Source organism: Stenotrophomonas maltophilia (genome assembly GCF_013464915.1).
In the GTDB taxonomy this organism is placed as follows: domain Bacteria; phylum Pseudomonadota; class Gammaproteobacteria; order Xanthomonadales; family Xanthomonadaceae; genus Stenotrophomonas; species Stenotrophomonas maltophilia_AT.
This window is the reverse complement of the sequence record NZ_RAVT01000055.1, coordinates 1-12,788: the sequence shown is the minus strand read 5'-3', so window position 1 is coordinate 12,788 and position 12,788 is coordinate 1. Positions and strand designations below refer to the sequence as shown.

Here is a 12,788-nt window from a genome sequence, read left to right as displayed (position 1 = left end):
GTTACACCCTCCGCTCCATCTCCACGGCGTCGATCCCGGCGCCGTGGCCATCGGGCACGACCCTCGTCACCTGAAAGCCCAGAACGGCATAGAACCCCTGGGTGTGCTGGCTGGTACTGAGCGTGATGCGTGCAATCGAGGCATCACGTTCGGCCTGCTGCAGTCGCGCCACCGCCAGTTCACGGCCGATTCCCTGCCGGTGCAGCGCGCGCTCGACCATGCCCCAGCAGAAGCCGGCACTGCCATCGCCACGGCGCGAGAGTCCGCCGCAGGCAATGATGCTGCCGTCGCGCTCGATGACCTGAAAGGCGCAGTCCATCGCCTGCTCATGCAGGAAGCGTTCGAAATCGCTGCGTTCTTCGGGCGCGAAGTAGGTGGGTACGTTGCTGTCGAAGATCGACAGGCAGGCGCTGGCATCCGTGTGGCGGTAGAGGCGGAGTTTCATGGAGCCACGATAGGCGATCGGCAGTAGATCCACGCCATGCGTGGATTCATCGGCCGGATACCGTGCGTGTTTCGATCAGGCCGAGATTCCCGCCAGCACCGCATACATCACCACAAAGCTGACCAGGAACAGGTAGACGCCGCCGATGGCCAGGTAGCGCAGCACGGTCAGCACCTTGTTGCCGCCGTAGACGCGCTGCTGCATCCACAGCAGGTAGACCGGGACCGCCAGCCACAGCAGTGCATACAGCCATTGGCTGACGGCGGCGAAGGCGGGAGATGCGAGCGCGCCGCTGATGCCGGCGATGAGGAACGTGGCCAGCAGCACCATCATCAGCCAGCAATGGCTGTACAGCGCCACCACCAGGTGTTCCAGATAGCCCATCGGCCGCGGGATGTAGGCGATGCGCAGCACCAGCGCGAACACCGGCATCAGGAAGAACAGGGCACCGGGCAGGGCGGTCAGGATCGCCTGCATGTACAGATCGGTCTTGCCACCCATGCGCTGGATGTTGGCGTTGCCGTTCTGCAGGCGCTTGTTGAGCCAGTTGTTGGCGAACGTCGGCCAGCCGGCAACTACGATGGGATTGCTGTCCGCATCCCAGGGCTTGCCGTTGACGGTGTGGTTGAAGAAGGTGCCGTGCTCCGTCGCGGCGGCCTGCTTGCCGGTGCCAGCGAGTTCGGCCTTGCGCTGCGCGGCTGCGGCATTCACTGCGGCCCTGGCCATGGCAAATCCGGCGTTGCCGGTGGCGGGAGAGCTGGCCTGCTGGCGATCGATCATCGCCAGCTGTTCCGCGCGGGCGGCTTCGACCTGTTCAACCGTGGACGCCTTGGCATACAGCGGATCACCACGGCCCATGTTGATGTCGTCGACGTGGACGAACAGCTTGCCGATGAAGAACGTAAACAGGGTGAGGATGACGAACAGCCGCAGCGGTTGCACGTATCCCGCCCGGCGGCCTTTGAGGTAGTTCAGCGCGATGCGGCCCGGGATCCACAGATCGCGCAGCGTGCGGAAGATGCGACCATCAAGGTGCCAGAAGGATTCGAACACTTCCTCGATGGCATGGCCCACGTGCTTGAGCGGGTTGTGCGCCGATTGCCCGCAGCGATGGCAGTAGTGGCCCTGCAGGGCGGTATTGCAGTTCTCGCAGGCGGCGTGCGCGTTGTCGGACGAGCTCATGGGCGATGGGCCAGGCGTCGGATGAAGGCGCCTACGATAGCGAATTTTCAGGTTTCGTTCAGTTTTGTGCAGGGGTTCCACATCGGGTATGGGAAGTCACCGAGCGCATCCACGCATGGCCTGGATCAAATGGACGTATCTGGGTAAGCAAGCCCGACTGTCGCGGGGCTGCGCTGACAGGACCGGAGAGAGGAGGAGGCTGCCGAGTCGAGCCTGACCCCTTGAGTCGCCGGGCATTGGGATCAGGATCCGAGATTGCGGCGCTTACACTGGCAAGAGGGCAAAAGGGGGGCGAGATGATCATTCTCAGAACGAGTGAAGACACCATCCTTCAAGTTGTGAAGCACCAGACGTATGCGCTGATGGGCAGGCCGGCCAAGCTCTCCCCTGGTGATTGCATCCTTCTTTCGCTTGTCGGGAGCCGCGAGGTTTCTTTCAGTATGGAGCTGGTGCGCGTTCGGTTGGATGGGAACAACGAGACCGACAAGATCTTTGGAAGGCACTGGCCCGTGATTCTCGACTGCAGGGGTTGTTTGCCGCTGAAGACGCCTTTCGTGATGAGCGACCATGCGGTTTCGGGGCACAACTATGGTCCCGGAGGAACGAGCGTCTACGTCCAGCGCCAAGACCAGGAGGTCATCCGCGCAAAGGGCCTTCTGGGAACAAGGCCGTGGGCGGAGTACCTGGGGACGTAGCCTGACCCAGCGCCGGCGAGGGGTGCATCCATGCACCCGATCCTGATGCGCGTTGCGCCTCGGGACCCGCCTGCGGCGGTCCGGTTCTGCTCCTGCAGAACCGTCGAACCCCGGCGTGGCTTCTCACCACCCATCCTATCCGCCAGACAAACGCAAAAGGGCCACCCTGTGGGCGGCCCTTTTGCGTTTGTCTGGCGGAGAGAGGGGGATTCGAACCCCCGAAGCGCGGTTTAGACGCTTACACACTTTCCAGGCGTGCTCCTTCAACCACTCGGACACCTCTCCGGATCCCTGCCATCGGCAAACGCCTCAGCAGGGGCGCAGATTCTAGCGGGCTGCGCGACACTTCACAAGCACCCCCAGCCAGGAACCTGCGGAGGGCGTGCCGGGGGCGAGGGGGCTGGACAGGCATGGCACAATGGAACATCCGATGGAAAACGGTGGCCTGATGTCCTATCTCGTCCTTGCCCGCAAGTGGCGTCCGAAGCGTTTTGCCGAGCTGGTGGGCCAGGAACACGTGGTCCGTGCGCTCAGCAATGCGCTGGACAGCGGCCGGGTCCACCACGCGTTCCTGTTCACCGGCACCCGCGGCGTGGGCAAGACCACCATCGCGCGCATCTTCGCCAAGTCGTTGAACTGCGAGCAGGGCACCAGCGCCGACCCGTGCGGCCAGTGCGCGGCCTGCCTGGACATCGACGCCGGCCGCTACATCGACCTGCTGGAAATCGACGCCGCGTCCAACACCGGCGTGGACGACGTGCGCGAGGTGATCGAGAACGCGCAGTACATGCCCTCGCGTGGCAAGTACAAGGTCTACCTGATCGACGAAGTGCACATGCTGTCCAAGGCGGCGTTCAACGCGCTGCTGAAGACGCTGGAAGAGCCGCCGGAGCACGTGAAGTTCCTGCTGGCCACCACCGACCCGCAGAAGCTGCCGGTCACCGTGCTCAGCCGCTGCCTGCAGTTCAACCTCAAGCGACTGGATGAGGATCAGATCCAGGGCCAGATGACCCGCATCCTGGCGGCCGAAGAGATCGAGGCCGACGGCAGCGCCATCGTGCAGCTGGCCAAGGCCGCTGATGGCAGCCTGCGTGACGGCCTGTCGCTGCTGGACCAGGCGATCGCCTACGCCGGTGGTGCACTGCGCGAGGACGTGGTGCGCACGATGCTGGGCACCGTCGACCGCACCCAGGTGGCGGCGATGCTCGATGCGCTGGCCGAGGGCGATGGCCCACGCCTGCTGCAGGTGGTGGCTGCGCTGGCCGAGTTCTCACCGGATTGGAGTGGTGTGCTGGAAGCGCTGGCCGAAGGCCTGCACCGGATCCAGGTGCAGCAGCTGGTGCCTGGCGCCGCCGCTCCTGCCGAAGGCCTGGATGCCGCCGCGTTCGCCGAGCGCCTGCGCCCGGAAGTGGTGCAGCTCTGGTACCAGATGGCCTTGAATGGCCGCCGCGACCTGCCGCTGGCGCCCAGCCCCCGTGCCGGCTTCGAGATGGCCGTGCTGCGCATGCTGGCATTCCGCCCGGCTGCCGCGGTTCCGCCCGTGCCGAAGTCGGTTGAAGGTGCCGCTGGCGGCAACGTTGCCGGTGGAGGCAGCGGTGCGGGTATCCACGAAGCAACGCCGGCCGCTGCCGCCGCTTCGGCGGGCCCGGCCCCGTCGGCGCAGGTGGCCGCGCCGTCCCAGGCTGCGCCGCGCGAACCTGACCCCGAACCCGAGCCGGCCCCGCAACCCGAAACTGACCCAACGCCGGAGCCCGCGCCGGTTCCGGTGGAAGAGCCCGTGTCGCCGCCGCCGGTAAAGAGCGAGGCAGAGGCGCCGCCACCGGCCGCTGACGCAGAAGCGAGCGACGACCTGCCGCCGTGGGCCACCGATGAAGCCGAGGCGCGTGACCAGGCTCTGGCGGCCGAGATGGCTGGTCCGGACGCCGCCATGGTGGCGCCCTGGCATGAGCCGCCGGCTCCCGTCGCGGTTCCCCGTGAGCCTGCGCCGCCCGAGCGCCCGTTCCGCACTGAAGGCATTGTCATCGCCCCGGCCGAGCCGGTTCCGGCGCGTGATACCGCGCCGCAGGACGGCGTCAGCGAGCTGGCCACGGCCGAGGACTGGCTGGACCTGGTCGCCAACAGCGGCCTCAGCGGCCCGTCGCGCCAGCTGGCCGCCAACGCCGCCTTCATCAGCTGCCAGTACGGGACCTTGAAACTGGGCCTTTCGCCCGGATTTGAGTACCTGCGCTCTGAGCGCGCGCTGGCCGCCCTGGGTGAGATGCTGCAGAAGGCCCTGGGCCAGGCGCCGAAGATCGTGGTCGAGACCGTGGAAACCGAACACGTTCCGGCCGAGACCCTGCACCAGCGCGCCGACCGCCAGCGTGGCGAACGGCAGCAGGAAGCAGAGGCCGTTTTCATGGACGACCCGGAAGTGCAGGTGCTGATCCAACAGCACGGCGCCCGGGTTGTTTCCGATTCCATCCGTTCTTTTGACGAGTAAGACACCATGCGCGGAAACATCGCCCAACTGATGCAGCAGGCCCAGAAGATGCAGGAAAACCTGCAGAAGGCCCAGGAAGAAATCGCCAAGATCGAAGTGACCGGCAGCGCCGGTGGCGGCATGGTCAGCGTGACCCTGACCGGTGCCAAGGAATGCCGCAAGGTGCGCATCGACCCGTCGCTGGCCAGCGACCCGGAGATGCTGGAAGACCTGATCGCCGCCGCTTTCAATGACGCCTCGAACAAGATCGATGCCGAGTCGAAGTCGAAGATGGGTTCGGCCACCGCCGGCATGCAGCTGCCGCCGGGCATGAAGCTGCCGTTCTGATTTTCTGCGTGGCACCCGTGCAAGCGGGTGCCACAGAACCTGTAGCCGTCGAGCCTGCTCGACGTCATGAAAGCATGCCGCCGTGTCCGCACCCCTGCTTGAACAATTGATCGACGCACTGCGGGTGCTGCCTGGCGTCGGCCAGAAGACCGCGCAGCGCATGGCCTACCACCTGCTCGAGCGCGAGCGCGAAGGTGGCCAGCGTCTGGCCGAGACACTGGCATTGGCGGTGGAGCGCATCGGCCACTGTGCACAGTGCCGCGATTTCAGCGAATCCGAGTTGTGCCCGACCTGCGCCAACAGCAGCCGCGAGCGCAGCCAGCTGTGCGTGGTGGAATCGCCGGCCGACCGCCTGGCCATCGAGAACGCCACCGGTTTCCGCGGCGTCTACTTCGTGCTGCAGGGGCGTCTGTCGCCGCTCGATGGCATCGGCCCGCGCGAACTGGGCCTGGAGCAGCTGGAGCAGCGCCTGGCCGGAGGCGAAGTGCAGGAACTGATCATCGCCACCAGTGCCACCGTCGAGGGCGAGGCCACCGCGCACTATCTGGCGCAGCTGGCGCGCGCGCGCAAGGTGCAGCCGAGCCGGCTGGCGCAGGGCCTGCCACTGGGCGGCGAACTCGAATACGTTGATCGTGGCACGCTCTCGCACGCGTTCGGAACGCGCAGCGAGTTCCGCGATTGAATGCCGGCCGGGCATCCCCCGGCGCGGCCGGCCTACAATGTGGATGACACCCCGCCGAGGCCGAACATGAGCACTGAAACCCTCTTCAGCAAGATCATCCGCCGCGAGATCCCGGCCACCATCGTCTACGAGGATGACGAGGTGCTGGGCTTCAAGGACATCGCACCGCAGGCGCCGGTGCACGTGCTGTTCATTCCGAAGAACGAGATCATTCCGACCCTGGACGACCTGCAGCCGTCGCAGGCACACCTGATCGGCAAGCTGGCGCTGGCCGCTGCCGAGTACGCGCGCCGCGAAGGCTTCGCACAGGACGGCTACCGCATCGTGATGAACTGCCGCGAGCATGCCGGGCAGACCGTGTTCCACATCCACATGCACCTGTTGGCCGGCGCGCAGCTGGGGCATTTCGGTACGCCGGGGCGTTGAAGCCCCAGTCCACGCCATGCGTGGATGAAAAAAGGCCGCCCGAAGGCGGCCTTTTCCGTCACGCGTGCCGGTTGGCGATCACCACCAGCCCCAGCGGCCGTAGCCACCCCAGTACGGGCCATACGGGCCCGGGCCCCAGGGGCCATAGGGGTAGGGCACCACGTCGACCTGGCGCTGTTCCGGCCACAGGTAGATCACATCGGCCGACAGCTTCGGCAGACGGTAGTCGTAGTCCCCGATGCGGGTGTTCTGGTAGCCATCGATCTTGCCGATGAAGGTCACGTCACGGCCCGCCTCAAACACGGCCGGGTCGTAGAAGCCGGCGCGGCAGGCGATGAAGCGGCCGTCGCTGGCGTCGGACGAGGTGGTGTTCGGGCGGCCACTGGCGTTGAGCGGGCGCGAGATCATCTGGAAGCAGGTCTCGCCCTGGCCGGGCTTGGTTTCGATGATGCGACCGCCCCAACGGACCGGCGTGCCGACCTGCTGGGTGGCGACCGAGTCGCGCGGGGAGACCAGGCTGAACTGTCCCTGCAGCGGCTTGGGGGCCGTGGCGCAGGCCGACAGGGCCAGCGTGGCCACAGCGGTGAGGAGGAACTTGGTGTTCATGGGGAGGCTCCGGAAGTCGGGCGATGCCTGCGCAGGTCCCGCAATAATGAAGCGAGGTCGGTGCAAGTTCCAGCGTAACGCGCGTCGGCGAAACGCTGGCTGAGTGCCAGCAGGGCGGGATCGGAACGTTGGGCATGGACCCGCTGTGCCCAGTCCTGCGCCGTTTCATGGGGGTGCCGGCCCAGCCCGAGGCGGGCGTAGCGCCGGCCCAGACCGCGCCAGGCACGCAGCAGCGGGTCACGTTCGCGCTCACCGCGGGCCAGCAGCCAGGCCATCCACGCCAGGGCCAGCATCGTTGCCACCACGAAGCCAGCGACAAGTTGCGCAGGGCCAAGATCATCCAGCCCGAACGGCTTGAGCAGTTGCTGCTGGCGTCGCGCATCGAAGGAGAGCACCAGGTCGTTCCAGCCGCGGCGCAGCCAGTCGCCCATCTGCCCCAGCTGCTGCCAGCGTTGCTGCAGCGGGCTGTCGGCACCTGCCTGCAGGCGGTCGTCGAGGGTATCGAGGATGCGTTCCGGTGCCACCGCGGCGGTAGGGTCGACCCGTACCCAGCCGCGCTGCGGCAGCCATACCTCGGCCCAGGCATGGGCGTCCATCCGCCGCACGATCCAGTAGTCGCCAAGGCGGTTGTGGGTGCCACCGGCAAAGCCGGTCACCACCCGTGCCGGAATGCCGGCGTTGCGCATCAGTACCACGAAGGCGGAACTGAAGTGTTCGCAGAAGCCGGCCTTGTACCCGAACAGGAACTCGTCGACCGGATCGCGTCCCGCCGGTGGCGTCTGCAGCGTGTAGGAGAAATCGGTGGTGATCCATTGCAGCGCGCGGCGGACGATGGCTTCGTCATCACCGCCGGCTTCCTGCCGCCATTGCTGCGCCAGTGTGGCCGTGCGCGGGTTGAAGCCACTGGGCAACTGCAGCGCGGCCCGTCGCAGATAGGGCGACAGCGTGCTGTCGAAGCGTTGTGGGGGCGCTGAATGCAGTCGCCAGCGGCTCAGCGACGCCAGTGACCGCTCGCTGCTCAGGCTCATGTCCGCATCCAGCGTGCTGCCCGCAGGGGCGCGGCTGGGCAGGTCCAGTGCCACCAGCTGGCGCCGGTCGGTGGGCTCGTAGTCGATCTGATAGTCCCAGTCCTGCGTGCCGGCCTCGACCACGGCCGCCGGCCGTCGCTCGCTGGCCCGGTCACGCGTCCAGCGCCGGCCATCGAAGGCGGTCAGTACCGGCCCTCGCCAGTAGCGCTGCGTCGGCTCGGGTACCGCACCGAAGAACTGCACGCGCAACGCCGGTGCATCGTCGGCCATCAGGTCCAGCCACTGGCCGGGCTCCATGCTGTCGGACAGCCCCGGCGTGCCGACGGCACGCTCGGGAACGCCCCACAGCGGCGTGGCCAGTCGCGGGAACAGCCAGAAGCAGGCCAAGGCCAGTGGCAGGCCGATCGCCAGCAGGCGGCCAACGCCGCGCAGCTGCCCTCGCAATGGCAGGTGGCCGGCGTGGCCTTCATCCCCGGCCAGGCGTTGCAGGGCGAGCAACGCGCTGATCCCCGCCAATGCGGCCAACACGGTGGTCAGTGGTCCCTGGTCGAGCAGGAATGCCGCAAACGGGGAAAACAGCGCGAAGCCGAGCAGGCTGCGGGCATCGCGCCGGCTGCGCAGTTCGCTGGACTTGATCGCCAGCATCGCTGCCAGCAGGGCGCAACCGGTATCGCGCCCGGGTCGAACCATCCCCATCTGCCAGACGATGGCACCGAGCATGGCCAGCACCAGCAGCAGGCGCACCGGCATGGGCAGGACCTTCTGCCAGGACAGGATCGCGGTCACGAGCGCCGCGGCCGCGATCACGCCCGCCAGCAGGGGCGGCAACTGCAGCAGCAACGGCAACAGCGCCAACGCCGCGCTGGCCAGGGTCCAGTTGCGGGCATTGCGGTCGAGCGCGGGCGTGGTCTCAGTCATGCGGCATCAATGCCAGTGCACGCAGGCACAGGTGGTGGTGGCTGGCGCCCTGGCCTGGCCCGAACGGTGGGTGTGCAGGCAGCAGCAGGGTGTAGCGGCGGCCTTCGCGCTCGGCCATGTCGACCCATCGTGCCAATCGTGCGATGCGTGCTTCATGGCCCAGGGGGGCCAGCGTGCGCCAGTCGAGGATGACTTCGATGCCGACCGGCTTTTCGTACTCGCGCACCAGCAGGCTGTCGCGGCGTGCCGAGTGCTTCCATGAAATGCTGCGTGGTGCATCGCCCGCACGATAGGACCGTAGCTGATGCAGTTCCTCGCCACTGGCATGGGCGCGGGTGTGCAGCGGATCGTTGCCGCTTTCCGGCAGTGGAGGGACCACCGCCTCGGGTTGCGGGTAGACCAGCAGCGGTTGTTCCGGCCACACCCACGACCACGCCTGCACCAGGCCCAGTGGCTGGGTGGTGGACAGACGGATGCGTGGCAGTTCCAGCCAGCCGCGGCGTTCGCTGGGAACCTGCAGCTCCATTTCACCGCGGCCGTGTGCAGGCAGCGAGGTCCAGGCTTCGCTGTCACCCAGCTGCAGGTGCAGGCCGTGGCGTGCGCGCGGATCGTGCAGTGACACGTCCACGCGCAGACGCAGTGGTTGTCCGGCCGGAACCGGCTCGGCGGAGATCGCGTCGATCTGTACGCCGGACAGCTGAAGGTGCGCGGCGATGGCGCTGGCGATCGCCGCGGCCGCCAGCAGCAGGGCCAGCAGCAACGCCGGGTTGTTGTTGTAGTTCAGTGCGCCCAGCAGCATTGCCGACAGCAGCGTGGCGACGAACAGGCCGAAGCGGGTGGGCAGCACGTAGATGCGATGGCGGTCCAGGCGCTGCGGCAGTGCTTCAGGCCTGCGCGGGCGTGCCAGCAGTTGCAGTCGTGCCCAGTGCGTGGCCACCCTCAATCCACCGCAACGGTCTGCAGGATGGCCCGTGCCAGCGCCGGCCCCGAGCTGGACTCGGCTTCGGCCACCAGGCGATGACCGGCCACCGCAATGAACAGGGTCTGCACGTCCTCGGGCACCACGTGGCCGCGGCCCAGCAGCAGTGCATGCGCCCTGGCCGCGCGCAGCAGCGCAAGGCCTGCACGCGGTGACAGGCCCACGCGCACGCCGGCGTGCTGGCGGCTGCGGGTCAGCAGGGCCTGCACGTAGTCAACCAGTGCATCGCTGGCATGGACCTGGCCGACGGCTTCACGCAGCGCGCGTACCTGGGTGTCATCCAGTTTCGGTACGGCACGCGCGATCAGGTCGCGGCGGTCTGTACCGCGCAGCAGTTCGCGTTCGGCCTGCGCACTGGGGTAGCCCATCGCCAGTCGCAGCAGGAAACGGTCCAGCTGCGAATCCGGCAGCGGGAAGGTACCGGACAGGTCCACCGGGTTCTGCGTGGCGATCACGAAGAACGGATCGGGCAGGGGATGGGTCTGCCCATCCAGGGTGACCTGCTGTTCGGCCATCGCCTCCAGCAGCGCGCTCTGCGTGCGCGGCGGCGCACGGTTGATCTCATCGGCCAGCAGCACGTGGGTGAACACCGGCCCCGGATGGAACTGGAACTGGCGGCTGCCGGCTTCGTACACCGAAACGCCCAGCACATCGGCGGGCAGCAGGTCGGAGGTGAACTGCACGCGCTGGAAGCTGAGGCCCAGGCTGCTGGCCAGCGCATGCGCCAGCGTGGTCTTGCCCAGGCCGGGCAGATCCTCGATCAGCAGATGGCCACCGGAAAGCAGGGCGACAAAGGCCAGCCTGACTTCCGGCACCTTGCCCAGCACCAGTGCGTTTACCTGATCCTGTGCCTCCCGCAGGGCCTGGCGCAGTTGATCGGTTAGCATGCTGGGATTGGGGGACGAGGCTGGCATGATCGTCTCAGGTCTGGAATCCATTCGATTATCCATAGAGCAATGCAAGGCGAACAGCGCGCGCGGACAATATTTCTCTGGTTATGGACGCTGGTCACAGCGGCCAAGCTGGTGGTGGCTGCGCGCCTGCCACTGTTCGTTGACGAGGCGTTCTACTGGCAGGAAGGCCAGCATCTGGCCGCTGCATATTCGGACCTTCCCGGGCTGACCGCATGGCTGGCGCGCCTGGGTGTGGAAATCGGCGGCCACCATGTGCTCGCGTTGCGCCTGCCGTTCCTGGCCATCGGCGCGCTGCTGCCGTTGCTGGTGGTGCGCACGGCCACGCGCTGGTTCGGCAATGTGGCCGGTTGGCAGGCGGGCAGCCTCACGCTGTTGATGCCGTTGTCGGCAACGCTGGGCCTGCTGGCGGTGCCGGACGTGCCCATGGCGCTGGCTGCGGTGATCTGCCTGCACGCCGGCGCACGGCTGCTGCACAACGTTGATGCATCGTCGGCGATGAAGCTCGCGCTGGGTCTGTCGATCGGTGCGCTCAGCCACTACCGTTTCATCGGTGTCATCGGCGTTGGCTTCATCGCGCTGCTGGCGCTGCCGCAGGGGCGGCGCATGCTGGCCGATCCGCGCGTATGGGTCGCACTGGCCGTGGGCGTGCTGGCATGGCTGCCGTTGCTGGCATGGAATGCGGACAACCACGATGCCGGCCTGAAGTTCCAGGTGGTCGAGCGCCATCCCTGGACGTTCGAGTGGAACGGGCTGTGGTTCCTGGTGATCCAGCCGATGCTGGTCACCCCGATCCTGTGCATGGCGATGTGGAAGGTGGCGCTGGCTGGTACCCGCAGGGGCGGCGGCACGCGCGTGCAGTGGCGCTACTTCGGCCTGGTGGGGGGCGTATCCACGCTGGGCATCTTCCTGCTGGGCTTCTTCACCGACGTCGAGCGGATCAGTTTCCATTGGCCGCTGCCGGGCTATCTGGCCCTGCTGGTGGCGGTGCCGGTGGTGCTCAACGGCTGGCCACGCTGGCTGCGCCGCACCGGCTGGTGGCTGGCGGGGGCAGGCATGGTGCTGGCGTTCGGCTATTACCTGATGGCCTCCACGCCCGCATTGCGTGAGCAGCTGGCGGGCAGCAAGTACTACCCGCGCAATTTCGCTGGCTGGCAGCCGTTGGCGATGGCGGTGCGCGAAGAGTTGCAGCAGATGCCGGCGGGCACGCGGGTACTGGCGGGGAACTTCAAGGTGGGGGCCGAGCTGGGCTTCCAGCTCGGCAACGGCGATATCCAGGTACTGCCGCACCCGCTCAACGACAAGCATGGGCGCACCGCGCAGCTGGCGCAGTGGGAACTGCTGCATGAGGGCGAGCGTTCGGCGCCGATGCTGCTGGTGCTTTCACCCAGCGACCAGCGTTACCGCGATCTGCTGGCGCGCTATCACGCCATCTGCGGGCAGGTGGGGCCGTTGCCGGCGCCGCGGGTGGTCAGCAGTGACCATGGGTTCCAGCGTTTCCTGCTGTTCCGGCTGCCGGCGCAGCGCGCGCCGGGGGCGTGCGTGACTCCGGCAATGGCGTGGCTGGATACACCTTCCAACGGCGAAAAGGTGTCTGGCACGCTGGCCATCAAGGGATGGGCATTCAAGGATGGCGTCGGCCTGGCACGGGTTGAAGTGCTGGTCGATGGCCGCTCGATGGGGGATGCGCGCTATGGTCGCGCATTCGACGTGCGCCAGACCTGGCCGGACAGCACCGATCCGCAGCATCCGGCGGTGGGCTTCGATGCTGTATTGGACACCAGCACGCTGGCGCCGGGACGGCATTGGCTGGGCCTGCGCCTGCACGGCCGCGATGGCAGCGTGGAAAACTGGCAGGAGCAGCCGTTCGAGGTTCGCGTGCGCTGAGGCGGCGCGCCGTCCAGGTGGTCGCGCGCGCCAGGTTGGTTGCGTGTTCCGGCCTGGTCGCGTGCTCCAGGTTGGTCTCGTGCTCCAGGTTGGTCGCGTGCTCCAGGTTGGTCGCGTGCTCCAGGTTGGTAGAGTCGACTGTTAGTTGTGACTTCCCGGTAGGTTGTTCACCCGGGGCATCTGAGGAGAATGGTGGTTACCACACCAAACCTTTCGCCCCAGA

At 67.1% G+C, this 12,788-nt stretch carries 12 protein-coding genes and 1 tRNA gene; 6 read left to right on the top strand and 7 right to left on the bottom strand.

Features of this window, described 5'->3' with window-relative positions:
- Position 1 precedes the first annotated feature (1 nt).
- Both D7T59_RS18055 and D7T59_RS18050 read right to left on the bottom strand, forming a co-directional pair.
- Positions 2-445 carry a GNAT family N-acetyltransferase gene (locus D7T59_RS18055; protein ID WP_180853151.1) on the bottom strand — a complete coding sequence of 148 codons (444 nt, stop codon included), beginning with the start codon at positions 443-445 and terminating at the stop codon, positions 2-4.
- A gap of 75 nt (positions 446-520) precedes the next feature.
- On the bottom strand, positions 521-1,627 hold the full coding sequence (locus D7T59_RS18050; protein ID WP_180853150.1) for a DUF3667 domain-containing protein: 1,107 nt from the start codon (positions 1,625-1,627) through the stop codon (positions 521-523).
- Positions 1,628-1,923: 296 nt separating this feature from the next.
- Here D7T59_RS18050 and D7T59_RS18045 point away from each other — a divergent pair, with 296 nt between their 5' ends.
- Positions 1,924-2,322 (top strand): hypothetical protein, encoded by a 399-nt coding sequence (locus D7T59_RS18045; protein WP_180853149.1) that lies wholly within the window; start codon positions 1,924-1,926, stop codon positions 2,320-2,322.
- A gap of 192 nt (positions 2,323-2,514) precedes the next feature.
- On the opposite strand, the gene D7T59_RS18040 is transcribed toward D7T59_RS18045, so the two are convergent.
- A tRNA-Ser gene (locus D7T59_RS18040) sits at positions 2,515-2,607 on the bottom strand.
- Positions 2,608-2,752: 145 nt separating this feature from the next.
- Here D7T59_RS18040 and dnaX point away from each other — a divergent pair.
- The 4 genes from dnaX (at position 2,753) to D7T59_RS18020 (ending at position 6,236) form a co-directional block, all read left to right on the top strand.
- Entirely contained in the window at positions 2,753-4,801 is a 2,049-nt protein-coding gene (gene dnaX / locus D7T59_RS18035) for a DNA polymerase III subunit gamma/tau (protein WP_180853148.1), read from the top strand.
- 6 nt (positions 4,802-4,807) lie between these two features.
- Positions 4,808-5,128 (top strand): YbaB/EbfC family nucleoid-associated protein, encoded by a 321-nt coding sequence (locus D7T59_RS18030; protein WP_004154630.1) that lies wholly within the window; start codon positions 4,808-4,810, stop codon positions 5,126-5,128.
- An 82-nt stretch (positions 5,129-5,210) separates the two neighbouring features.
- Positions 5,211-5,810 carry a recombination mediator RecR gene (gene recR, locus D7T59_RS18025; protein WP_049430204.1) on the top strand — a complete coding sequence of 200 codons (600 nt, stop codon included), beginning with the start codon at positions 5,211-5,213 and terminating at the stop codon, positions 5,808-5,810.
- A 66-nt stretch (positions 5,811-5,876) separates the two neighbouring features.
- Entirely contained in the window at positions 5,877-6,236 is a 360-nt protein-coding gene (locus D7T59_RS18020; protein ID WP_180853147.1) for a histidine triad nucleotide-binding protein, read from the top strand.
- 78 nt (positions 6,237-6,314) lie between these two features.
- On the opposite strand, the gene D7T59_RS18015 is transcribed toward D7T59_RS18020, so the two are convergent.
- From D7T59_RS18015 to D7T59_RS18000, 4 genes are read right to left on the bottom strand one after another with little or no spacing between them, the layout of a single operon-like run.
- Positions 6,315-6,842 carry a Slp family lipoprotein gene (locus D7T59_RS18015; protein ID WP_008265847.1) on the bottom strand — a complete coding sequence of 176 codons (528 nt, stop codon included), beginning with the start codon at positions 6,840-6,842 and terminating at the stop codon, positions 6,315-6,317.
- Entirely contained in the window at positions 6,839-8,788 is a 1,950-nt protein-coding gene (locus D7T59_RS18010) for a transglutaminase TgpA family protein (protein WP_180853146.1), read from the bottom strand. Before D7T59_RS18010 ends, D7T59_RS18015 begins: the two co-directional genes overlap by 4 nt.
- Positions 8,781-9,725 carry a DUF58 domain-containing protein gene (locus D7T59_RS18005; RefSeq protein ID WP_180853145.1) on the bottom strand — a complete coding sequence of 315 codons (945 nt, stop codon included), beginning with the start codon at positions 9,723-9,725 and terminating at the stop codon, positions 8,781-8,783. Before D7T59_RS18005 ends, D7T59_RS18010 begins: the two co-directional genes overlap by 8 nt.
- 2 nt (positions 9,726-9,727) lie before the next feature.
- Positions 9,728-10,681, bottom strand: a complete 954-nt coding sequence (locus D7T59_RS18000; RefSeq protein WP_180853156.1) for an AAA family ATPase — start codon at positions 10,679-10,681, stop codon at positions 9,728-9,730.
- A 42-nt stretch (positions 10,682-10,723) separates the two neighbouring features.
- Here D7T59_RS18000 and D7T59_RS17995 point away from each other — a divergent pair, with 42 nt between their 5' ends.
- Positions 10,724-12,565 carry a glycosyltransferase family 39 protein gene (locus tag D7T59_RS17995; protein WP_180853144.1) on the top strand — a complete coding sequence of 614 codons (1,842 nt, stop codon included), beginning with the start codon at positions 10,724-10,726 and terminating at the stop codon, positions 12,563-12,565.
- Positions 12,566-12,788: the final 223 nt, after the last annotated feature.